Source organism: Micromonospora sp. WMMD975 (assembly GCF_029581215.1).
In the GTDB taxonomy this organism is placed as follows: Bacteria; Actinomycetota; Actinomycetes; order Mycobacteriales; family Micromonosporaceae; genus Micromonospora.
The window spans coordinates 6,395,686-6,418,852 of the sequence record NZ_CP120739.1; the positions used below are offsets into that span (position 1 = coordinate 6,395,686).

General features: G+C 72.1%; 19 protein-coding genes. 13 read left to right on the forward strand and 6 right to left on the reverse strand.

Annotation, left to right across the window (positions count from 1 at the left end):
* Positions 1-9: 9 nt before the first annotated feature.
* Entirely contained in the window at positions 10-2,130 is a 2,121-nt protein-coding gene (locus O7613_RS28815) for an AAA family ATPase (protein WP_282291008.1), read from the reverse strand.
* Positions 2,131-2,424: 294 nt separating this feature from the next.
* Between O7613_RS28815 and O7613_RS28820 the strand changes: the two genes are divergently transcribed.
* The 9 genes from O7613_RS28820 to O7613_RS28860 all read left to right on the forward strand — a co-directional run bounded on the left by O7613_RS28820 (position 2,425) and on the right by O7613_RS28860 (position 10,745).
* Positions 2,425-4,203, forward strand: coding sequence for a RyR domain-containing protein (locus tag O7613_RS28820; protein ID WP_282291009.1), 1,779 nt, complete (start codon positions 2,425-2,427; stop codon positions 4,201-4,203).
* Complete coding sequence (locus O7613_RS28825) at positions 4,200-4,715, forward strand: hypothetical protein (protein ID WP_281585198.1); 516 nt, start codon at positions 4,200-4,202, stop codon at positions 4,713-4,715. The genes O7613_RS28820 and O7613_RS28825 overlap by 4 nt, the downstream gene beginning before the upstream one ends.
* Before the next feature lie 67 nt (positions 4,716-4,782).
* Positions 4,783-5,340 (forward strand): sigma-70 family RNA polymerase sigma factor, encoded by a 558-nt coding sequence (locus O7613_RS28830; protein ID WP_281585197.1) that lies wholly within the window; start codon positions 4,783-4,785, stop codon positions 5,338-5,340.
* A complete protein-coding gene (locus O7613_RS28835) occupies positions 5,337-6,140 on the forward strand; it encodes a hypothetical protein (protein WP_282291010.1) in 804 nt (267 codons plus the stop codon). Before O7613_RS28830 ends, O7613_RS28835 begins: the two co-directional genes overlap by 4 nt.
* Positions 6,141-6,177: 37 nt before the next feature.
* Positions 6,178-6,978 carry an ABC transporter ATP-binding protein gene (locus tag O7613_RS28840; protein WP_281590526.1) on the forward strand — a complete coding sequence of 267 codons (801 nt, stop codon included), beginning with the start codon at positions 6,178-6,180 and terminating at the stop codon, positions 6,976-6,978.
* On the forward strand, positions 6,975-8,312 hold the full coding sequence (locus O7613_RS28845; protein WP_281585195.1) for a hypothetical protein: 1,338 nt from the start codon (positions 6,975-6,977) through the stop codon (positions 8,310-8,312). Before O7613_RS28840 ends, O7613_RS28845 begins: the two co-directional genes overlap by 4 nt.
* A complete protein-coding gene (locus tag O7613_RS28850) occupies positions 8,309-8,899 on the forward strand; it encodes a hypothetical protein (protein WP_282291011.1) in 591 nt (196 codons plus the stop codon). The genes O7613_RS28845 and O7613_RS28850 overlap by 4 nt, the downstream gene beginning before the upstream one ends.
* 87 nt (positions 8,900-8,986) lie before the next feature.
* Positions 8,987-9,520 (forward strand): SigE family RNA polymerase sigma factor, encoded by a 534-nt coding sequence (locus tag O7613_RS28855; protein ID WP_282291013.1) that lies wholly within the window; start codon positions 8,987-8,989, stop codon positions 9,518-9,520.
* Positions 9,507-10,745 (forward strand): hypothetical protein, encoded by a 1,239-nt coding sequence (locus O7613_RS28860; RefSeq protein WP_282291015.1) that lies wholly within the window; start codon positions 9,507-9,509, stop codon positions 10,743-10,745. Before O7613_RS28855 ends, O7613_RS28860 begins: the two co-directional genes overlap by 14 nt.
* Positions 10,746-10,865: 120 nt before the next feature.
* Here O7613_RS28860 and O7613_RS28865 read toward each other — a convergent pair whose 3' ends face one another.
* Positions 10,866-11,039 carry a hypothetical protein gene (locus O7613_RS28865; protein ID WP_282291017.1) on the reverse strand — a complete coding sequence of 58 codons (174 nt, stop codon included), beginning with the start codon at positions 11,037-11,039 and terminating at the stop codon, positions 10,866-10,868.
* A 235-nt stretch (positions 11,040-11,274) separates the two neighbouring features.
* Between O7613_RS28865 and O7613_RS28870 the strand changes: the two genes are divergently transcribed.
* Both O7613_RS28870 and O7613_RS28875 read left to right on the forward strand, forming a co-directional pair.
* Positions 11,275-11,655: a hypothetical protein gene (locus tag O7613_RS28870; protein WP_281585191.1), complete on the forward strand. Its 381-nt coding sequence runs from the start codon at positions 11,275-11,277 to the stop codon at positions 11,653-11,655.
* Between the two features lie 252 nt (positions 11,656-11,907).
* Positions 11,908-13,857, forward strand: coding sequence for a tetratricopeptide repeat protein (locus O7613_RS28875; RefSeq protein ID WP_282291019.1), 1,950 nt, complete (start codon positions 11,908-11,910; stop codon positions 13,855-13,857).
* Positions 13,858-14,182: 325 nt separating this feature from the next.
* On the opposite strand, the gene O7613_RS28880 is transcribed toward O7613_RS28875, so the two are convergent.
* Positions 14,183-15,328, reverse strand: a complete 1,146-nt coding sequence (locus O7613_RS28880; RefSeq protein WP_282291021.1) for a hypothetical protein — start codon at positions 15,326-15,328, stop codon at positions 14,183-14,185.
* A gap of 297 nt (positions 15,329-15,625) precedes the next feature.
* Between O7613_RS28880 and O7613_RS28885 the strand changes: the two genes are divergently transcribed.
* Positions 15,626-18,520, forward strand: a complete 2,895-nt coding sequence (locus O7613_RS28885) for a BTAD domain-containing putative transcriptional regulator (RefSeq protein ID WP_282291023.1) — start codon at positions 15,626-15,628, stop codon at positions 18,518-18,520.
* Positions 18,521-18,549: 29 nt separating this feature from the next.
* On the opposite strand, the gene O7613_RS28890 is transcribed toward O7613_RS28885, so the two are convergent.
* From O7613_RS28890 to O7613_RS28900, 3 genes are all read right to left on the reverse strand, one after another.
* Positions 18,550-20,031, reverse strand: a complete 1,482-nt coding sequence (locus O7613_RS28890) for a CoA-acylating methylmalonate-semialdehyde dehydrogenase (protein ID WP_282294641.1) — start codon at positions 20,029-20,031, stop codon at positions 18,550-18,552.
* 97 nt (positions 20,032-20,128) lie between these two features.
* Complete coding sequence (locus tag O7613_RS28895) at positions 20,129-20,587, reverse strand: dimethylsulfonioproprionate lyase family protein (protein WP_281585187.1); 459 nt, start codon at positions 20,585-20,587, stop codon at positions 20,129-20,131.
* Positions 20,584-21,372: a DUF4437 domain-containing protein gene (locus tag O7613_RS28900; RefSeq protein WP_282291024.1), complete on the reverse strand. Its 789-nt coding sequence runs from the start codon at positions 21,370-21,372 to the stop codon at positions 20,584-20,586. Before O7613_RS28900 ends, O7613_RS28895 begins: the two co-directional genes overlap by 4 nt.
* A gap of 283 nt (positions 21,373-21,655) precedes the next feature.
* Between O7613_RS28900 and hydA the strand changes: the two genes are divergently transcribed.
* Positions 21,656-23,035 carry a dihydropyrimidinase gene (gene hydA / locus O7613_RS28905; RefSeq protein WP_282291025.1) on the forward strand — a complete coding sequence of 460 codons (1,380 nt, stop codon included), beginning with the start codon at positions 21,656-21,658 and terminating at the stop codon, positions 23,033-23,035.
* Positions 23,036-23,167 lie beyond the last annotated feature (132 nt).

The window sequence follows — 23,167 nt, forward strand, 5'->3', positions numbered from 1 at the left end:
AGCGGGCCGTCAGCGCGCCACCATCAGCTGCCGGACCCGCCCGCTCAGCCCGTCGAACAGCGACCGCGCCTCCGACCATCTGCGTGACCGGTCCGGCGGCTCCACCGCGCCGTCGGACTCGCCCAGGTCGCCCAGCACGTCCAACTGGAACAACGGCAGGAACTCGGCGAGCCCGTCGTAGGTCTCGCAGAGCCGGTCCAACCGCTCCGGATCCGTCGCCTGCGGATCCCGTCGGTGGCTGTCGTACCATTGCGCGACCCCGTCGCGGAACGCCTCGACCAGCCGACGCAGCATCATCGACGTGCCCAACGCCCGTTGCACGTCCCGGGACCGCAGCCGGGCCCGAAGCGACGCCCCGCCCTCATCCGCGGTCGCGCCGCGCCGCGGCGCGAAGGCGTCGTTGAGCTGCCGGTCGACGCCGGTGAGCTGATCCAGCGCCCCCACCGCCTCCACGAACACCTGGGCCACCCGGCCGGGCAGCTCCGGCCCGCCCACGGCCACCGGACCCGGGGCGACCCCGCCCACGACCACCCGTGGCCCGCCCAGCTCGCCCCGCAGCTCGTCCAGCTGGTACGACAGCCGCTCGATGGAGCGCTGGGTGTTGCTCTGCTGCCGGTGGATGCGCTCGACCCGCTGCCGCACCGACGTCAGCGCGTCCGCACCGACCACCTGTTCCAGCCGGCGCATCGACGCCTTGACGCTGCCCGAGAGGTCCTCGGCGAACGTCTGCGGGTCGTAGACGATCGGCTCCACGCTGAACGTCGCGGCGAGTTCCGCCGCCAACTCGGCGGGCAGGTGCCCGACCACGACCAGGATCGCCTCGCTGTCGGGCACCCGGGCGCGGATGGCCACCACCCGCCGGTGCAGCTCGTCGACCTCCTCGGCCTTGAGGATCGACTCGGACAGCAGCACCCCGCACCCGGCGTCCTGCTCGTCCAGCGGGATCCAGAAGTCGACAGGCAGGTCCCGCACCGATCCGAGCAGATGGTCCCGCTGGTACGACCAGCCGTCCTGGGTCAGCACCCGTCGCACGGTGGCGGCCACGTCCTGCCGGCTGGCCAGGTCGAACTGGACCCGTACCGCCTCCCGGACCATGACATGGGTGACCGGCGTGCCCGCCTGCGTCGCCCGCTGGTGGAGGTCGTAGCAGAGCCGGATCACCCGGCGCGGCACCCCGTCGGCCAGGTTCGTCAGGTAGTCCACCGTCTCGGGGGTGAACGGCGCGAGGCGGGCCTGCCCGAACGTGCGTGCCTGGCTCCGCCGGATGAACTCCTCGACATCGGTGACGCTGAGCGCCGACATCCGCACGATCGGCCCGATCCGCTGCCGCACCTCGGGGGTGAGCAGGTGCAGCAGGTCGGGCAGCCCGGAGAGCACGAGCAGCGCCCCGGACGACGCGAAGGCGCTGATCAGCGCCGCCATCCGGGCCGTCGCCTCGTCGTCGGGCCGACCCGCCAGGAGGTTGTGCAACTCGTCGAGGACGAGGACGAACCGTCTTCGCCGCCGCGCGTGCAGCACCGCGAGCACCGCCATCGTCTCGACCGCCGCGGCCTCCACGTCGGTGCGCGTGGTAACCCCGGCGGCCACCAGGGCCGGCCCCGGCGGGTAGCCGGTCAACCAGTCCCACGCCGCCGCTTCGGTGGCTGGCTCCAGCAGCATCGCCAGCACGATGCCGAACGACGGGTCCGCGGTGACGTCGGCCAACTCCTCGCGTAGCCGCTCGGCGAGCGCACCGGCCGCCGGCCCACCCTCGTCGGTGGCCTGCCGCTGCGCGACGAGGTCGCGGACGGCCGCCCGGGACAGCCGGCCCAGGAACTGCCGGCTCACCGCCCGGAACGTGTCGGCCGGGGCGTCGAGATAGATCGCCCCGCTGACGGGCTCGCCGGCGGCCCGGGTACGGGCCAGCAGCTCGACCGCCAGATGCGTCTTGCCGGTGCCGTAGTCACCGAGCACGGCGACGGTCGCGCTCGCACCCGTCCGGAGGTAGTTTTCCAGGTGCCCGACCGCGTCCCGGATGGCCGCCGTGACCACCGTGGGGCCCGCCACGCCGTCCTCGCTGACCCGGGCGACGGCCGTCGGGGAGAACGGATTGACCGCACCAGCCGCAGGTGGACTTGCGTTCGCGTCCATCTTCCTGATCCTCCGGTAGCTCCGGTCTGGGCGCCAGACATTCCCGTACCGGAGGCCGGCTCCGCGCGTGTGCCACCTCCGGCCCGTCTTCGAATGGTAGCCGTCCGTAGCCACCGCAGCGGACCCTCGCCGCCCGCCGGTTCGGGTTCACCTGCGAAAAGAGCCGTTCGGGCAGGTGCGGTGAACACCGGCCCGATCGACTTTGTCCAATACGATAAGGCCCATGGTGGCAACCGGGTGGCCGCGACGCCGATTCGTGATCCGCCGCCGCCCGCCCGACCCGAGAGCCGTGCGATGACCGAGCCCGGTGCGGGCTCGTCCCGCCCCACCGGCTGGTGGCTGCGCGCGGTGTTCGCGGTGGTCGGCGTCGTCGCCTTCGTCCTCGGCTATCTCGGCTTCGAACGGCTGCTGCTGGACCGGCCGGAAACCGCACATGACCTGACCGACGTGATCTATTACGACCTGCAACTGTTCGTTCTCGGCGCGGAGCCCTTCCAGGAGGCCGGTCCCTACCCGTGGCAGCTCCAGGTCGCCCGCTTCGTCGCCCCGCTGTTCACGCTGCTCGCGGTCGCCGAGGCCGGTCGCCTGCTCCTGGCCGCCGAGATCCGTCGCATCCGCGCCCGGCGGGCGCGCGAGCACGTCCTCGTCTGCGGCGACTCCCAGTTCGCCCGGATGCTCGCCGACCGGCTCTTCGCCGACGGCGAACGGGTGGTCGTGGTGCGCTCCGTCCCCTTCGGGCCGCTGGAATACCGGCAGCGTCGATATCTCGGGGTGGTGGGCGACCCCACCAGCCCCGAAGTGCTCCGCGGCGCCGGCCTGCCCCGCGCGAACACCATCTACGCCTGCACCGACGACGACGACCGCAACCACGCCGTCGCGAACACGGCCAGCCGGCTGATCCAGGACCGCCGCCAGCCGCCCCGGGTCTACGTCCAGGTCCGCGATCCGGAGATGTGCCTGTCCCTCCAGGCCCGACGCCTCGGCGCCGCCGGGTCCAGCCGGCTGCGGCTCGACTACTTCCACGTCGACGACGTCGCCGCCCGCGCCCTGCACCGACACCACCCCCTGCCCGCCGCGCCGGCCCGGCCGACCCGCGTCCTCATCGCCGGCGGCGGCGCCTTCCGCCGGGCCCTGCTTGTGGAGACCGCCCGACACTGGCGTACCCGCGGTGCCGCCACCGCGCCGCTGCGGGTCGACCTCGTCGCCTCCGACGCCGGCACCGAACTCGCCCTCGCCGCCTCCCGGTACCCGTTCCTGAGCACCGCCTGCGACGTCGTCGCGCACGACCTGGACCTGGACGGCCTCGCCGGGTCGGGTCACCTGGACGACGGCTACGACCGCATCTACATCTGCACGCCGGACGAGCGGGTCGGGCTGCAGTTCGTCCTGGACACCCCCGCCCTCTGGCAGGCGGCGCGCGGCGAGGTGTTCGTGCCCGTCTACCGCCAGGCGGCGCTCGCCGCCGCGTTCCACGGCGACTCGCGGCACGACCTGCTCGACGAGGTGCACGGCAAACTCCGCCTCTATCCGGTGCTGACCCGGGCCTGCGACGCCCGGCTGATCGCCGAGGACCTCACCGAACGGCTGGCCCGGCAGATCCACGACCGCTACCTGTGGGCCCACCGCGGCCCCGGGGCCCGGCCCGGTCCGGCCGCCGCCATGGTGGACTGGGCCCGCCTGCCCGAGTCCCTGCGGCGGGCCAACCGCGCCCACGTCCAGGACATCGCCGCCAAGCTGCTGAACCTCGGCTGCGTCGTGGCGCCCCGGCGCGGCGGCGCCGGTGACGCGTCCGCCGAGCAGGCCATCGAGGACCGGATCGACGTCCTGGCCAGGCTGGAGCACGAACGCTGGTGCCGGGAACGCGCGGGCGAGGGCTGGGCGTACGGTGAGCCCCGTGACGACACCCGACGGCGGCACCCCGCGCTGCGGCCCTGGGACGAGTTGACCCCCGACGTGCAGGAGAAGAACCGCCAGGAGATCCGCGCCCTGCCCGACGTGCTCTCCGACAGCGGGTTCGAGCTGATCCGGCTGAGCGCCACCGTGCCCACCCAGTCCCGGGGCCCCGGCCGGTGACCTCCGGCCGCCCACCGGTGCGGGTCGGCGTCACCGGGCACATCCACCTGACCGCCGCCACCGAGCGGCTCGTCGCCGACGCGCTCCGGGTCGAGCTGCGCCGGATCAGCGCCCGGCCGGTGCACGGCGTCACCTGCCTGGCGCCCGGCGCCGACCAACTCTTCACCCGGGCCGTGCTCGCCGGCGGCGGCACCTATGACGTGGTCCTGCCGGCCCTCGACTACCGGGACGCGACGATCCCGCCGGAGAAGCGCGCGGACTTCGACGACCTGCTCGGACGCGCGGCGCACGTGTTCCACACCGGCCACGCCCACTCGGGCACCCCGGCGTACGCCGCCGCAAACCGGGACCTGCTGCGCCGGGTGCAGCGGTTGGTGGCGGTCTGGGACGGCGAGGCCGGCTGCCACGGGGCGTCCACCGACCGGACCGTCGGCTGGGCCCGGCAACTGGGCATCCCGGTCACTGTGGTCTGGCCGCCCGGCGCTCGCCGCCGGGCGAGCCCGCCGAAGTGATGGCCGTCACATTCGAGCGGGACCTTTGGGCAACGGTCCCGTCGTCTGACCTGGTGTGAGAACCGGCATGGACGCGGCCGACGAGGGCGAACTCGTACGACGCGTGGCCCGTGGAGATCGGCGGGCCTTCGACGAGCTCTACCGGCGTACCGCGCCCTGGCTGGAGGTGCGGCTGCGGCGCCGGTGCACGGACCCCGACGTGGTCGCCGAGGTGCTCCAGGACACCTACCTCGCGGTCTGGCGGGCGGCGGGCAGCTTCGCCGGGGCACAGGCCAGGGGCAGCGGCGGGGCGCAGGGCAGCGCGGTGGGCTGGCTGTGGACCATCGCCGCCCACCGCCTGGTCGACGCGTTCCGCCGGCGGGCGCGCCGGGCGCAGGTGCCACCGGTGCCGCTGATGCCGAGCACGTCACCGGCGGCCGAGGACGAGGTGATGGCGGCCCGGATCGGCCAGGAGTTGGAGCAGGCGCTGCTCGTGCTGCCGCCCGAGGTCCGGGCCGCCCTGCGGGCCACGGTCCTCGACGGTCTCTCGCCGCGCGAGGCGTCGGTGCTGCTGGGCGTGCCGGAGAACACCGTCAAGTCCCGCGTACGCCGAGCCCGGATCGCCCTACGGGAGGCGCTGTCATGACCACCCATCCCAGCCTCACCCAGATCGACCGCTACGCCGCCGGCGATCCCGGCCTCGACGAGCCGAGCGTCTGGGCGATCGAGGTGCACCTGGAGGACTGCGCCGACTGCCGGGCCCGGCTCGCCGGCAGCACCACCGCGGACAGCCGGGCCGTGATCGAGCGGGTGGCGACGATCCTGGACCGGGAGATCGCGACACCGCCGGCCCCCGCCGCGCGCGGCTGGTCCTGGCCGGTGCTGCGGCACCGCTGGTTCGTCGGCACGCTCCTGCCGTGGCTGGCCGTGACCGCAGTGGCGCTGGCCTGCGCCGCGCTGCTCGGCGTGTTGTGGACCGGGCTGCCCGCGCTGGTGCTGCTGATCGCGCCGCTGGCTCCACTGCCGGGCGTGGCGGTCGCCTGGAACCGTCGGGCCGACCCGGCCTGGGAGCTGATCGCCGCCACGCCCGCCGCCGGCCTGACGATGCTGCTGCGGCGTACGGCTGCCGTGTTGGCCTTCGTCGTGCCCGCGCTCGCCCTGGTCGGCGCCGGCGCCGGGGTGTCGTTGGCCCTGATGCTGCTGCCCGGCCTGGCGTTCGCCGCTGCCGCGTTGCTGCTGGGCACGCTCGTCGGGGTACGCCGGGCCGCGATCGGCCTGATGGCGGCCTGGACGGTCGTGGTGATCGCGCCCAGCCTGGCCGCCGCCCGGATGCCCGTGGTGCTGGCGGCGGGGAGCGTGCGCGCCTGGGCACTGGCCACGGCACTGCTGACCGTACTGGCGCTGCTTCGGGTCAACGGATTCCGGCGACTCGCCCACCACGACTGACCACCCGAGATCGCGATCCCTGAAGGAGATCATGACGATGCGCGCCGTGAGCGCGGTCGAGACGACCGCCACCACCCATCCCTGGGCGATCCACGCGGAAGGGCTACGGGTCCGGGCCGGACGGCACCTGGCCGTCAACGGCCTCGATCTGGCCCTGCCCACCGGCGTGCACGGCCTCCTCGGCCCGAACGGCGCCGGAAAGACCACGCTGATGCGCGCCCTGGCGACCGTCCTTGCCCCGGCCGGTGGCCGGCTGACGCTGCTCGGGCACCCGGTCGACGGCCGCTCCGACCTGCGCCAGGTCCGCCGCACCCTGGGCTACCTGCCGCAGCACTTCGGCTACTACCCGCGGTTCACCGTGCGCGAGTTCGTCGGCTACCTGGCCTGGCTCAAGGAGATGCCGAAGGCCGGTGTCCCGGCGGCGGTGCAGCGGGCCATCGACCGGGTCGGGCTGACCGCCAAGGCCGACGCCCGGCTGAAGACGCTCTCCGGTGGCATGCTGCGCCGGGCCGGCATCGCCCAGGCCATCGTCAACGACCCCCGGCTCCTGCTGCTCGACGAGCCGACCGTCGGCCTCGACCCGGAACAGCGCCTCGACTTCCGCGAGCTGCTGCGTGACCTCGGCACCGACAGCTGCGTACTGGTCTCCACCCACCTGGTCGAGGATGTGGTGGCGGCGTGCGCCGACGTCGTCCTGGTCCACGAGGGCCGGCTGGTGTGGCAGGGCACGCCCGAGGCGTTGAGCGCGCAGGGCGACCAGGGCCACGCCGGCGACAGCCCGGCCGAGCGGGGCTACTCCGCGCTCCTGCGCCGGCACCGCGCGGAGGCGGGACGATGAACATTCTCAGCCTGGAACTGCGCCGGTCCGCCGCGCTCGGCGCCGCGCTGATCACGATGGTGGTCGGGATCGGCGCGCTCTACACGACACCCGGCAGGTGGTCTTCCGGCTGGATGGCACTGGCCATGACCACCAGGGAATACCTGCTCCTGATGTGGCCGCTGGCCCTCGCCGCCGGCGCGTGGCAGGGCCGCCGGGAGCACCGGGCGAAGGTCGGCGAGCTGTTCGCCACCACCGCCCGACCACGCGCCGCGCGGATGCTGCCGGTGCTCGGCGCGACGGCCCTCACCCTCGCGCTCGCCTACCTGCTGGTGACCGCCGCGGGCCTCGCCGGGATCGTCACCACCGCCCCGTACCGGCCGCTGCTGACCTTCACCGTGGTCACCGGGGTGGGCGCGCTGTCCCTGATCGCGGCGGGGTGGCTCGGGCTGGGGATCGGGCGGATGCTGCCCGCCCTGGTGACCGCCCCGGCACTGGGGGTGGCCGGGGTGCTCGTCGTCTTCTTCACCGCCATCGGGCCGCCCGACCGGCTGGCCGCGGTGATCTCCCCGGTCCACGGCTCGAGCCAGTTCAACGACTACCAGACGATCGACAACCGGGTCAGCGGCGCGCTCGCGATCTGGCTGACCGGGCTCGCCGGCGCCGGCCTGCTGCTGTTCCTCGCCGGCGGCTGGCGTACCCGGACCGCGGCGGTGGTGCCGCTGGCACTCGGGCTGGTGACGGCGACCGCGGTCGTCCCCCGTGACCCGGACGTGCTCAACTGGTCGGTCGACCCGGTCGCGCGGGAACTGGTCTGCACCGACGACACCCCGACGGTCTGCGTCAGCCGGGTCCACGCCCAGGTGCTCGACACGCTTGCCCCGCTGGCCCGGGAGGGCCTGACGACGTTGGCGAAACTGCCGGACGCCCCGACCGCCGTGCACGAGGACACCCGGGTGATCTCCCACGACGGGGACTGGCCCGCCCCCCGGAACGGCGTCGTCACGATCGAGGTCCGGATCGACAAGCGTGGCGGGCTCGCCCACCCGGCCGCCGTGGCGCCGGAGGTCGTCAGGGGGCTGGGAGTCGGGTACGACGGGCAGTGCCGTAACCGCAACGACGTGGTCGAACGCGCGGCAGCCGCCTGGCTCCTGGGTCGCGAGCCGCGGTCCGACGTCGGGCTGGTGCCCGGTCTGGTCGAGGAGGATCCCGGGATCAACCCCGAGGCGGTCACCCTGTGGCGCGGGCTGCGTGAGCTGCCCGACGGCGAGGCGCTGGCCCGGGTCACGGCCGTCCGCGACGCGCTCCGCACCTGCCAGGACCCCGCCGGACTGCTCTCCGGGAGGGCCGGGTGACCGGGACGCTGCTGTACCTGCGTTCCCGGCGCGTACCCCTGGCCCTGGCCGCGGCCATCGGCGGCGTGGCCGTGGTCTGGGCGCTGTGGCTGGCGTTCGCCGAGGAGCGGGACGCCAGCGCAATGACCGTCGTCATGACCGTCGTGCTGATGGTCGCGGCGCTCGCGTCCACCCTCGGCGGCCCGGACGAGAACCTGGACCGGACCGCGTCGATGCGTTGGCCCTGGCGGCGCGCGGCGCATCTGCTCGCCGCTTTCCTGGTCGTCCTGGCGGCGCTGCTCGCCACTCGGCACACCGGCGCCCGGTTCGGACCCGCCGCCCTGGTGGCCCGCGACGCCGCCGGCCTGCTCGGGTTGACCGCGCTCGGTGCGACGGTGTTCGGCACCGCCCGGTCGTGGTTCCTGCCGCTGGCCTGGACCACCGTCGCGGCCCTCTACCCGCAGGGCGGCACCTGGGGAGCGGCCGCGACGTGGCAGGGCCAGCCACCCGGCAGCCGGGTCGCCGCGCTGACGGCGGCGGTGTTCGCCGTCGGTGGGCTGGTCGCCTACTCGATCGCCGGCCCGGCCCGCAGGGAGCCGGCCGAGTAGCGCGAAGCGGCGACAAAATTTCCGCACCCGGTGCAACTTTCCGGCGGGCCGCCTCCGTTCTACCTCCGTCACGAGGAGGCAGGCGACGTGAGAGCCGAAGACGAGCAAGCATTCCGCGAGTTCGTGACGTCACAGATGGCGTCGCTGCGGAAGCTGGCGTACATGACCTGCGGCGACTGGCACACGGCGGAGGACGCCGTGGCCAACGCGCTGGTCAAGCTCTATCCGCGGTGGCGGAAGCTGGAACGGCCCGATCTGTACGTCAAGACCATGGTCTATCGGGCCGCGGTCGACGAGACCCGCCGCCCCTGGCGGCGTGAGCGGTCGGCCGGCGACGCCATGCCCGACGTCGCGCTCCGGGACCCGGCCGGCGGGACCGACGAGCGGATGCGCCTACGGGCGGCGCTCGACGCCGTGCCGGCCCGGCAGCGGGCCGCGGTGGTGCTCCGGCACTACCTGGACCTGAGCCTGGAGGACACGGCCCGCGTCCTCGACTGCACCGTGGGCACGGCCAAGAGCCAGGTCTCCCGGGGCCTGGCGAAGCTGCGCGAGTCGCTCGGCGGCGAACACGTCAATCTCACCGGGAAGCCGATGGAGGAGTGGATAAATGCAGTTGCGTGAGTTCGTGGACGCCGTGACGGACGGCGAGCCGCCGATGGCCCGTACCGCCGACGACATCGTCGCGGCCGGGCGGCGGGCGCAGCGGCGTCGCCGCGCCGGGTTCGCGTCGGCCGGCGCGGCCGGGCTCGTCGTGGTCGCGGTCACCGGCGCGTTCCTGTTGCCGGCCCTGGTCGGCGAGCGGGACACCTCGGCCACGCCGGCCCCGGCCGGCGCGGCACCGCCGAGGGCCGTCGACGCCGGCTGGCCCGACGCCGCGCCGTTCGCCTTCACCTTCCGCGGGTACGACGCTGGCACGCTGCACGTGCAGGACCCGATCGTCACGTCCACCGGCTACCAGATCGCCTCCGTCTACTCCGACAAGCACACCTCCAACGACAAGCCCCAGACGGCGGAGGAGGCCGAGGCGCAGGGCAACATCGTCGAGCGGAAGAAGAAGGCCGGGGGGAAGCCGTCGCTGTGGGCGTACCTGACCGTCTACCGGCCGGGCGTCTTCGACCCCGCCGGGGTCTCCGGCGGCACGAACATCACCGTGGCCGGGCACCGGGCCGTGCGGGCTACGCTGCCGGTCGACCTCGACCCGAGCAAGCCGGTGGACGAGCGCAACAAGCTGTTCGCCTGGGAGTACGCCGACAACGCCTGGGCGGCGGTCACCTCGTTCTCCGGCGACGCGGCCACGCCGAGCTTCGAGGACCTGGGTGGCCTGGTCCAGGGCCTGAAACCCAGCCGTCCGAAGCCGGCCCTGGTGCCGCTCACGGTCGGCTATGTGCCGGACGGCTACCTGCCGCTCCAGACCGGCACCCACGCCATGCCCGGTCTCGTCGGGGTCGCCACGGCCCGCGAAGGTGACTACGGCGGCGCCACGTACACCCGGCCGGCCCTGCCCACCGCCGGTCTGACCGCGCCCTACGACGCGACCAGGGGCGTCATCACCGACGGGTTCCACATCTTCCTCACACCGAGCACCAGCGCGAACCAGTCGCCGGAGCCGGGCGCGACGAAGTGCTACGAGGTGGACCGCCGTCGTGTCCGGGAGGCCGGCCTGTCGGTCGGGGACTTCTGCAACATCTGGAGCGCCGACGGCAAGGTCGTCCTCCAGGTCAGCGCCACGGGCTCCGACAACAAGCTGCGGCGGGCCGAGCTGGAGAAGATCGCCAGGGGGATCACGGTCGCCGACGTCGGGGACGAGTCGACCTGGACCGCCGCGGAGGATGCCCTGCGGCCCTGACACGGTCTCCTGGAACGAGGCGGTGCCGGCACCTCGACAGGTGCCGGCACCGCCCGTCTGTGGTCGACTCGGGTGGCCGGCCGCCGGCGGCGCACGCGTTACGGGTGGACGAGCCGTGCGTTAGATCATCGTCGGGAAGGCCACCCACTTGAACCACTGGGTCGACATCCCGGCGTCATCCCAACCCGTCACGCAGGAACTGAGCATCGTGAGCGCGGAGTCGGCGAGCGGTTCCAAGAGGTGGACGGGCAACGAGAGGGCGATGTCGACAGCGACCTGAAGCCAGCTGATCATGGGCATGAGGCACCGTACCCATGATCGACAACACGCGCGAGCACTTTTCATATTTTGGGACGTATCTTTTATGTGCCATTAAGTGCATTTTTTAAATGACATGCAGGGAGTGGCAGCGATTATAGCGATCTGTGTCGACTGCGGGAGCCCCTTGCCGGGTGCGCTCTGGCGTTAGGCTCACCGGTAACGGCAATGCGAAGCGTCTATGTGAGTCGTGGTTCGTGGGAGGCCGTGCATGGATGACCAGATCGTCCTCGCTGTCGCGACCGCACTGGCGACCAAGGGTGCGGAGGCGCTCGGTGTCGGTGCCCGGAGCGCGATCGGTTCGCTGTTCAGTCTGGTCCGCGGCCGATTCGGATCGGGGACGCGAGAGTCGGCGGTGCTCGACGCCGCGATCACCCATCCGCAGGAGCGTTGGCGGCACGCCGCGCTCGCCTCAGCGTTGGCGGACGTGATGGCCCGGGACCCGAACTTCGCCGCCGCCCTCGACGACGAGTGGCGCAGGCTGGCGAGGACAGGCGTCGTAGCGGTCCAGGGCCAGGTGGTCAACCACTTCAGCGGGACGGCCGGCAAGGTCGTGCAGGCGCGCGACATACAGGGGGACATCAACTTCTAGGTCCGGCCGGGTCGGACGTGCGGCGGGCGGGTTGGGGCGCGGCGATTGGGAACGGATTCCAGCGGAACCGAGCGAACGATGCCGTCCGGTACGTCGAACGAACAGTCCGGGAACGTGTCCGGATTGAGCGTCCAGGCCGGTGTCATCCACGGCGGCGTGCATTTCGGTGGCGCTCCCGTCGACCGTTCTCCGATCCCCCGGCAGCTACCGGCGCCGTCGCCGAACTTCACCAACAGAACCAGCGAGATGTGCGTGCTGGACGGGTATCTCGCCGAGCGGGGAAACCTCGTCGCCGTTCTGTTCGGTCCGGGCGGCGTGGGAAAGTCGGCGCTGGCGAGGCAGTGGGCGCACGGCAGGCTGGACCGTTTCGCGGACGGGCAGCTCTATGCGGACCTGCGGGGGTTCAGCGGCACCGAGCCTCTGGACCCGGGCGTGGTGCTGTCCGCCTTCCTCCGGGCCCTGGGGGTGGCCCCGGACCGGATTCCCCCGCACCTGGCCGAACAGGTCACCCTCTACCGCACGGTGACCGCGGACAGGTCCCTGCTGGTGGTCCTCGACGACGCGTTCTCGGCGGCTCAGGTCAGAGCGCTGCTGCCGGCGTCGGCGTCGGCGGTGGTCGTGGTGACCAGCCGCCGGCGACTGACCGGGTTGCTGCCCGACGGCGCCCGCCTGGTCGAGGTGGGTCCGTTGCCGGCCCCGGAGGCGGTGGAACTGTTGGGGCGGGCCGTCGGCCGGGAGCGGATTCTCCGCGAGTTCGCGCCGGCCGAGGAACTGGCGGGCATCTGCGGCGGTCTGCCCATCGCGCTCGTCGTGGCCGCGGGACGGCTCGCTTCCCGTCCCAAGTTGACAGTACGACGGATGGTCGCCGAGCTGGCCGACGAGGCGCAGCGGTTGACCCGGCTTTCGGTGGTGGACGGTTTGTCGGTCCGGACGACGTTCCAGTTCTCGTACGAGGCGCTGACGCCGGAGGCGTCGATGTTGTACCGGAGGTTGGCTCTGCACCCGGGGGCGGAGTTCGGGATGGATCTGGTCGCGGCGGTGGCCGGCGCCGACGGGGCCCGGGTGGGCGCCGTGGTGGGGGAGTTGCTGGACGCGAACCTGGTGGAGGAGGTGGCCGAGGATCGCTTCCGCTACCACGATCTGCTCCGGCTGTACGCGCGGGAGATGTCGGAGCAGCATGATCGGCCCGACGGCCGGCTGGCGGCGGTGCGCACGATGCTGGAGTTCTACCTCGCCGCCGCCCGTCGGGCGGATCTCGTGGTGACCCCTTACCGGCGACGGTTGCCGTACGTCTATCAACAGGACCTGGACGGGCCACCGGAGTTCGCCGACCGGGCTGCCGCCCTCGGTTGGCTGGATCGGGAGCGGAGCAACCTGCTGGAGGCCGGCCGGGTCGCCTTCGACCTGGGCCTCCACGAGTTGGCTTGGCAGCTCAGCGACGTGGTCTGGCCACTCCTGCTCTATTTCAAGGGCTACGAGGACCGGCTGGCGATCGACGAGCGCGGGGTGCTGGCCGCCCGGGCCTGGGGCAACGTGTGGGCCGAGGCGGTCATGCTCAAGCGGCTGGGTCGGGCGTACAGCCGCCTCGGCGACCATGACGCGGCCGAGCGACATGGTCGGGCGGCGGTCGACAGGTATCGGCAGGTGGGCGACGCTCAGGGCGTCATCGACGCCGAGGAGGGGCTGGCCACCCTCTATGCCGATACCGGCCGGGAGGAACTGGCGGCGGAGGCGTACACCCGGGTCCTCGCCGGACGGCGGACGCTGCCGAACGTCCGGAGCGTGGGCCTGTCCTGTCTCAACCTGGGCATGCTCCGGACCCGGACCGGCCGGCCGGCCGAAGCGCTACCGCTGTTGGTGGAGGCCGGGCAGATCTTCGCCGAGCTGTCCGAGGTCGACCCCTACAACGCCGCCCGGGTGCTGATCGGCCTGGCCGATGCCCGCCTCGGCACCGACGACCTGGGCACCGCCGAGGAGTCGGCAACCGAGGCGGTACGCCGGATGGCCGGACTCGGCGCCGACAGTGAACGGGCAGAGGCGGTGTTCCTGCTCGGCCGCATCGCCCATCGGCGCGGCGACGACGAGACCGCACGACGACACTACCGGGAGGCCGCCAGCGTCTTCGCCGCGCTCACCGCGCCTCGGCTGCCCGACGTGCTCCGCCGGCTGGACGAGTTGGGTGGCGACGCGGACGAGCGATAGCACCTCCGCGCGGGTACGCCGGTGGCGCAGGGTTCCGGTGACCCACCGGCGGTGGAGCAGCCGACCCGTGACGGTGAGCAGCCCGATCGTCAGCCGGCCGGGTGCGGCCAGCCGGCCGAGGCGAAGTGGCGGATCGCCGCGCACCCCAACGGCGACCTCCCCCGCCGGGGTGCCGACGACGGCGAGGGCCAGCCCGGGATACGCCGTCAGCAGGCCCGCACCGACCTCGGCCGGGTCGTCGCCGTCGACGATGGCCACGACGATGTCGGCCAACCGGGCCGGGCGCGGCGCCTGCCCACCGGCCGACAGTGCCACGACGACGGGCTCAGCCGGCGAGGTCATGCCGGGCCTCCCGACGGTCGAGGCTCGGCACCGGCACGGGGCCTGACTGTCGGTGCCGGCCGGGCTCGGTCAGCTGGAGCAGGCGGTACATGGTGCGCCGCAACAACACGCCGGCCTCCCCCGGACGGCTGGTCAGCGCGGCCATCACCGCCTGCTCGTCGACTCCCGTGATGAGGGAGAGCTGGGGAGGAATCGGCCGGCGCGGATCCAGGCGGTTGGCGCCCGCGGCCAGCAGGTGCTGAGGCGTGCCGGCGGCCGGCACCGACCGCAGCGCGGGTAGCAGCAGGGTCGGACGTCCGATGGCGGCGGCGTACGCGGTGACGGAGCCGTGGTCACCGATGACGTGGTCGGCGGCGACCACCGGGCCGCGCCAGTCCTCGGTCGGGTCGGACAGCAGCAGCCCGACGTCGAGGCAGTCCCGGAGCCAGGCTCGGATCTGGCGGTGTCCGTGGGCGTCCCAGACCGCCGGGTGCAGCAGCGCGGCGATCCGGTACCGGCCCGCCGGGAGCTGCGTCATCAACCGCGGAAGCAGGTCGGGCCACCGTCCGAAGACGCCGTCCCGGCCCCAGGTGGAGGAGACCACGACGAGTTTCTCCCGCTCGCCCAGCCCCAGGCCCCGCCGGTAGTCCCGCCGCCGGGGGAGGCTGGCGACGAGCCGATCGGCGCAGGGGTCGCCGACCACCACGGCGGCCTCGACCGCCTCCGGGCACTGCCGGCGCAGCACCTCCAACTCGTGATCGTGGGAGAGGGCGAGGGCCGTCGGGAGGACCCGCCCACCATGGGTCAGTCGCTGCGCGTCGAGACCGTACACCGGCGGCTCGGCGAGCAACGGTCCGCCATGCGGTCCGGGGCGTACCCGTTTGCCGTGCCCGGCGCCGTGGGCCATCAGGAGCAGGGGTGCGTGCAGGTGGTGGAGTCCGCCGTGGGCGGCGGCGAGACCCAGATCGAACCGTTCCCGGACGGCCTGGTGCCAGGGGAGGACGAGCGCGCCCAGCCGGTCGAGGAATCGCTTCACCTGATGGTTGAAGACGTCCGGCGCCACCGTGAAGACCAGCTGCACCCTCGGGTCGCTCTCGACGTACTCGATCACGTCCAGGAGCCGCCGGCAGCTCGCGATGGTGTGCGCCACGACGAGCACCGTCCGGCAGCCCGACCGGGTTGCCCAGCGGTGGGCGTCGATGCCAACGGGGGTGGATGACCATTCCAGCGACGTCATTGGTGTCCCTCCAGCATTGAATGTCGGCGGGATTCAGCGTCGAAGAGCCGGTTGCGGATCAGCTTGCCGGTCGCCTTGCAGCGGGCTTGCAGAAGGCTGGGAAGTGGGGTGTCTGATTTTTGATTCCGCGGAGAAGGGTTTGAAGCGCTTGACCGCTGGAACGAGAATGAAATAGGCACATGTCGATCAAGAATGGTGGGGGCGGAGCTGATGGAGTTCGCGATTCTGGGTCCCACGAAGCTTACGGTCGAGGGGCGGTCGATCCCGCTGGGTGCGGCAAAGCAGCGCGGCCTGCTCGCCGTCCTTCTCTATCACGCCGACAATCCGGTGCGGGTGGAGACGATCGTGGAATTTCTGTGGCAGGACTCGGCTGTCGATGCTCGCCGCCCGCTGCTCTACACACTGGCCAGTCGTCTGCGGGCCGCCCTGAGGGTGGTCGACCTGCAGAACTCCCTGGTTCGAGTGCCCGGGACCGGCGCCTACCGGCTGGCCATCGATCCCGATCTGGTGGATTACCACCGATTCCTGCGGTTGGCCGCCGAGGCGAGGAAGGCGGTCGACCGAAATCAGCATGACCGGTGCGTCGCCCTGCTCACCAAAGCGGACGAGCTGTGGCGGGGCGATCCGCTCGCGGACCTGCGCGGGGCGCGGTGCGAACACCTTCGACGGGATATGCGCGAAAGGCAATTCAGCGCAGTGAAAATGCTGGCGGAAAGCGAGTTGGCCATCGGTCAGCACAACCGGGTGCTGGCTCGGCTGGAACCGTTGCTGATCGAGAACCCACTCGACGAGGGCCTGGCAAGGCTGTGGATCACCGCACTGCATGCGGCCGGGCGCACCTACGACGCGCGGGACTTCCTCGCCGCCTACCGCCGCCGCTACCGCCGTGCGATGCGAGCCGATCCGGTGCTCACCATCGCGGATCTCCTGCCCGGCATGTCCGCCGGGAACCACCTCACCGCCGAGGGCGCGGCGGTACCGGTGCCCCGGCAGTTGCCGAACGACGTGCCCGACTACACCGGGCACCGCGGCCTACTGGACGAGCTGGACGCCCTCGCCGCCGGCGAGAGCACTTCGAAGGTGGTGGTGTTGACCGGGATGCCCGGAGTGGGCAAGACCACCCTCGCCGGGCACTGGGGACATCGCAGGCAGGGGTGGTTCCCCGACGGACAGCTCTATCTCAACGCCGAAGCACACGGCCCGGTACCGCCCGTAGACACGCAGGAAGCGCTGCACCGCTTTCTCGTCGCCCTCGGTGTCCCGGCGGATCGGGTGCCCGCCGACGCCCATCGACGCGTCGAGCTGTACCACCGGCTGATGGACGGGCGGAACATGCTCGTCGTGCTGGACAACGTCGTCGACTCCGACCAGGCGCAGCAGCTCCTGCCCCGCTCCGACACCAGCCTCACAGTGGTGATCAGCCGCAATCGACTCCGCGGGTTGAGTGTTCGGCACGGCATCCGCAGCCTCACCGTCGCACCCCTGTCGCACCTGGAACGACACCACATGCTCGGCCGCATCATCGGACCCGAACGCACCGACGCCGAACCCGCGGCACTGGAGACGCTGGCCCGGCTGTCGGGCGGTCTGCCGCTGGCGTTACGGGTCATCGGCGAGCACGTGGTCTCCCGGCCCCAGGCACGACTCGGCGACCTCGCCGACGAACTCACCGGTCGACTACTCGACATCGAGGGCGACGACACCGATGAGATGACCCTTCGGACTGTCTTCGCCTGGTCGGTCAACGCGCTCGCTCCGATACCCACTCGGCTCTTCCTGGGCCTCGGCCTCTTTCCGGGCGGCACCATCGGGGCGGAGGCCGCGGCGGCGATGCTGGCGGTGGACGTCGCCGGTGCCGAGCGGGCCCTCGACCGGCTCGCCCGCGCCCACCTGGTCAGCCACGACACCGTCCGCCGATATCGGATGCATGATCTGCTACGCCGGTACGCCGCCGACCGGGCCCGGGCGGAGGAGCCCGCCGAGCAGCGGCGAGCGGCACTGCGCCGGCTGTTGGACTGGTACCTGCTCACGGCGGTCAACGCCGTCGCCATCCTGGAGCCCACCCGTGCACCCGTGCCCGACCTGCCCGAGCCGGGCGTGGTGCCACCCATGACGTTCACCTCGGACGGCGCCGCCCTGCGATGGTTCGAGACGGAGCGGACCAACGTGCTCAACCTGGTCCGCAGCGCGGCGGTGGAGGGGTTCCACAGGCATGCCTGGCAGACCGTCGACACGGTCCACGAGGTCTTCGACCGCTCCGGAAGTCAGGAGGACATGCGGGAGATGTTGCGCATCGCACTCGACGCCGCGACTGCCGACGGTCACGACCCGGGCCGGGCGGGCACCCTCGTCAACCTCGGGGCCACCTACTTCACCACCCACGACTATCACCGCGCCGGCCGACTGTTCGCCGAGGCTCTGCGTCTCGCCGAGGAGAACGGCTTCGCCGAGTTGCAGACGGCCTGCCGGCACAATCTCGCCTCCGTGCACCTACGGACCGGGGCGACCACCACCGCCATCGAGACCTTCGAGGAGGTCCTGACCGACTGTCGCGCGGCCGAGAACGCGACAGGTGAGGCGTACACGCTTTACCACCTCGGTGACGCCCACCGCCAGCTCGGACGGTACGACCAGGCCCGTCTTCTCTACCAGCAGGCACTCGCCATCTGGGACCGGATCGGCTCGCTTCGGGGCCGTAGCCTCCACCACGTTCGGCTCGCCGAACTGAGCCTCGACACGGGCCACCCCGAGACCGCGCTCGACCTCGGCCGCGCCGCTCTGGACCTGCACGACCGGGTCACCGACGACACGATCCGGTGCGACGCCCTCATCATCTCGGCCGAGGCCCAACTCCGCCTGGGGCGGCACCGTGACGTGCTGGCCGACGCCACCCTCGCCCGGGCGATCGGCGACGAACTGGCCGACCCGCTACGTCAGGCGCGTGCCCTCGCCGTACTGGCGGAGGCTCTCTGCGCCGTCGGCGACCACGACAACGCTCTCCGTCGGGGCCGGGAGGCCCTCGACCTGCTCGACGACACCGACGATCCGCAGCGGCTGGCCATTCGGGAGCGGATCTCCGCGTACCACGCCCACCAGGATCGGTGACGGCGCTGCCCGACCGGGTCGTGCTCGCCTCAGGTGGCGGTGGGGAAGTGGAAGTCCGAGCGGAACGTCTCGGTGCCGCCCGGCCACCGGCTGGTGACGACCTTTCCCCGGGTGTAGAACGCCACCCCCTCCGGGCCGTGGATGTGGGTGTCGCCGAAGAGGGACGCCTTCCAGCCGCCGAAGGAGTGGTAGGCCATCGGCACCGGCAGCGGGACGTTGACGCCGATCATGCCGACGGTGACGCCCCGGACGAAGCGGCGGGCCGCCGCGCCGCCGGAGGTGAACAGCGCGGTGCCGTTGCCGAACGGGTTCGCGTTGATGATCGCCACGGCCTCGTCCAGGCTCTGCGCCCGCAGCACCACCAGGACCGGTCCGAAGATCTCCTGCTGGTACGCGGACATCTGCGGGGTCACCCGGTCGAGCAGGCACGGGCCGACGAAGTATCCGCCGTCGTGTCCGTCCACCCGCAGCCCGCGGCCGTCGACGACGACCGTGGCCCCGGCCCGCTGCGCCTCGTCGACGCTGCTGATGACCCGCTCGCGGGCCTCGGCGGTGACGACCGGTCCCATCTGGGCGGACTCCTGGTCGCCGGGGCCCACCACGATCGTCGAGGCTTCCTTGTCCAGCAGCTCGACCAGCTCGTCGCCGGCCGGGCCGACCGCCACGACCGCGGAGATCGCCATGCACCGTTGCCCGGCCGAGCCGTACGCCGCGGAGGTGATCTGCCGCGCCGCGTCGGCCAGGTCGGCGTCGGGCAGCACCACGGCGTGGTTCTTCGCCCCGCCGAGGGCCTGGACCCGCTTGCCGGAGGTGGCGGCGCGCTCGTGCACGTACCTGGCGATCGGGGTGGAGCCGACGAACGACACCGCCGCCACGTCCGGGTGGTCGAGCAGCGCGTCGACGGCAGCCTTGCCGCCGTGCACCACGTTGAAGACCCCGTCGGGCAGGCCGGCGTCGGCGTAGAGCTGCGCGACCAGGTTGGTCGCCGACGGGTCGCGCTCGCTGGGCTTGAGCACGAAGGTGTTGCCGCAGGCGATGGCGATCGGGTGCATCCACATCGGCACCATGACCGGGAAGTTGAACGGGGTGATGCCGGCGCAGACCCCGAGCGGGGCGCGCAGCGAGTACGAGTCCACGCCGGTGGAGACCTGGTCGGAGTAGGCGCCCTTGACCAGTTGCGGGATGCCGCAGGCGAACTCGATGACCTCTCGGCCCCGGATCACCTCGCCCCGGGCGTCCTCGACGGTCTTGCCGTGTTCGGCGGTGACCAGCCGGGCCAGCTCGTCCTCGTGCCGTTCCACCAGGTCCCGCATCCGGAACAGGACCTTGGTCCGCCGGGACAGCGACATCTCGCTCCACGACTCGTAGGCCCGGGCCGCCGCCGCGACGGCCAGGTCGACCTCGGCCGGCCCACCGACCGCGACCCGGGCCTGGGGCTGCCCGGTCGCGGGCTGGTGCACGGTGGCGTAGTCGGTGCCGGTGACGGGCGCCCCGGCGATCCAGTGCTCGATGCTGCGCACCGTAGTTCCCTTCGTCAGCCGACGCGCCGCGCGTCGCCGGATCCGTTCCTGCGGTTGGCCTGTTCCGTGCCGGGTCCGTCCGCGGCGGCTACAACCACCGGGTGCCGATCCCGCTCAGGTCCGGGGTGCTGAAGGAGTAGAGCAACTCCATGTCGTGCCCGCCGCCGGTGGAGATGGCGTGGGCGACACCGGCGGGGATGTACATCGCGGTGCCGGCGCCCGCCTCGAACTCCTCGTCGGCCACCCGGAACAGCGCGGTGCCGGACAGCACGTAGTAGAACTCGGCCGAGTCGGCGTGCAGGTGCAGCGGGTGGGTCATGCCGGGCTCCATGCGGTAGACCCCGGTGAGGAACTCGCAGTCCGGGTCGCCGGTGAGCTGCCGGTCGACGAGGCGGTGTACGAGCCCCTCGTCGTCGGCGTTGTGGTTGAGGCTGGAGATCAGCTCGTAGGCCAGCTCGTCGCGGTGCACGACGAACGCCGGGCGTGCGACGCCCGCTCCGGCGTCGGCGGCGGCGATCCGGCGGCCACGGCCGGGCAGCGCCGTCACCGCTCGGCGTCCACGCTCGTCGCCCCGAGCGGGATCTGTGGGCTGGTCAGCGGGCCGTGGTGCTTGGACAGGCAGATGGCATCCCAGCCGGTGACCACGCCGTGGATGACGCCCGGCTCCCAGCACAGGTATTCCCCGGTGCGGTAGACGTGCTCCGGGTCGGTGGCGCACCAGCCGCCGAGGAAGAAGATCTCCTCCGTGCTGTGGTGGAACTCCAGCGCGGTCTTGGCGAAGTTGCGCGGCAGGACGAACAGGATGGTGTCCTTGCCGGTCTCCTCGACCTTGCGCAACCTGATGCACTGGGTGGGGACCTCGAGGTCGCCGTGGCTGCTGGTGTCGGTCACTCCCGCGAACGCCTCCTGGACGGGCAGCCAGTTGGCCTTGTCGAACAGGTCGACGGTCTCGCCGAGCGGCTTCGACGGCGGGGGCCGTTCGTCCGTGCGTACCTCGAACGGCGAGTCCGTCCAGAAGATCAACGTGGCGCCCTCGGTCGAGGAGACCGGGCCGATCCCGGTGCCGGTGGGCAGGAAGAGGTAGTGCCCGCGCCGGCACTGGCGTCCGGCGATGGACAGGTCGCCGTCGCGGACCAGGAGCTCGATGTCGGCGCTGTTCCAGTGCTCGGGCATCTGCCAGCCGGGCGGGACGTCGACGACGAGCGTCTGCGCGCCGGTCTCGGGGTCGGCGTTGATCTCCCGCACGAGTAGTCCGAAGGGCAGGTCCGGTGCCCGCCACACCCGCTGGGGTACCTGCTCGATGGTGACCCGTCGCTTGCCGGTATGAGTCACGGCGACCTCCTTCACGTTGCGCCAGATTGTATGTAATCTGGCGGAGCCCGTCTAGGGGTGTCAGGCGAACCTGCCGGACTGAGCAGCGGGTTCCACTGCATCTACTGAGCGCAGCGGAGCGTTATGTATGCAAGAAGGCGGCTGGTCGGGATGGTGACCAGGCCCGTCGGCGTCGGTACGGGGTCGGGTCGACTCCTTGTGCCGTCCCCATCGAGTTGTATACGGTCCACTGCCTAGCCTGCCTGTCACTCGCGTTTCCTCATCTGCACTGAACGGGGAAGAGATGCCGCGAAGGTTCGGTCTCGTCGGAGGCACGGTGGTCACCGAGGACGGCGTCCACCGGGCTGACCTGCTCGTGGACTCGGGGCGCATCGAGAGTGTCGGCCGGATTCCCGCATCGGCGGATATCGAGAAGGTCGACGTCCGCGGAAAGATCGTCATCCCCGGTGGCGTCGATGTGCATACACATATGGATACGCCGTTCATGGGGGCGATCACCTCCGACGACCATGCCTCGGCCAGTCGGGCCGCCGCCGTGGGCGGCACCACGACGTATGTCGACTACGCCTTCCAGCGCGCCGGCGAGCGCCTGCCGGAGGTGCTGGCCCGGTGGGCCGGGCGGGCCGGCGGCCGGTCCGCCATCGACTTCAGCTTCCACCTGGCCGTCACCTCGCCCTATCCGGACCTGGTGGCGGACATGGCGCTCGCGGTGGCCGACGGCGTGACCAGCTTCAAGGTGTTCATGGCCTACAAGGGCCTGGCCATGCTCGACGACGCGGAGCTGTTCTCCATCCTCACCGAGTCGTCCCGCCTCGGCGCCACGCTCTGCGTGCACGCCGAGAACGGTCACGTCATCGACGTCCTCGCCGAGCGGCTGGTCCGGGCCGGTCGTACCGGACCGCTGGCGCACCTGCTGTCGCGGCCACCCCAGACCGAGGTGGAAGCGGTGCGGCGCGCGATCATGCTCGCCGACCTGGCCGACGCCCCGTTGTACTTCGTGCACCTGTCCACCGCGGGCGCGGTCGCCGCCGTGGCCGAGGCCCAGCGGGCGGGCCGGCCGGTCGCGGGCGAGACCTGCACCCACTACCTCCTGCTCGACGCCGACCTCTACCACCAGCCCGGCTTCGAGGCGGCCAAGTACGTCGTCAGCCCGCCGCTGCGCACCGCCGAGCATCGGGAGGCGCTCTGGCAGGGGCTGCGGGAGGGCACCCTCGGGGTGGTCAGCTCGGATCACTGCCCGTTCTGCATGGCCGGGCAGAAGAGCCTGGGGGCCGAGGACTTCCGCCGGATCCCCAACGGGGCGCCGGGCATCGAACACCGGGTGCCGCTGCTCTACGGCCACGGCGTACGCCCCGGGCGGTTGAGCCTGCCGCGCTTCGTCGAGGTGGCGTGCACCGAGCCGGCCCGCCGGTTCGGGCTGTACCCGACCAAGGGGGTCATCAGGCGGGGCGCCGACGCCGACCTGGTCGTGCTCGACCCGGAGGCGGCCTCGGTGGTGCTCGCCCAGACGATGACGCAGAACTGTGACTACACGCCGTTCGAGCGGTGGCACGTGCCCGGTCGGGTCGACGCGGTCTATCTGCGGGGGGAGCTGATCGCCCGCCGTGGGCGATTCGTCGGCCGGCAGGACGCCGGTCGGTTCCTGGCCCGCCGCCCGGCGTGAGCATCCGGCCCGGCCAGCTGCGGGTTTCCACCTGCATGGAGCCTTGACAGGGCCAAATTTGTATACAAGCATCGCTCGTGTTATCCGCTTTACCAGGTTCGTTGCGCTAGACATATTCAAGCTTGCACACAA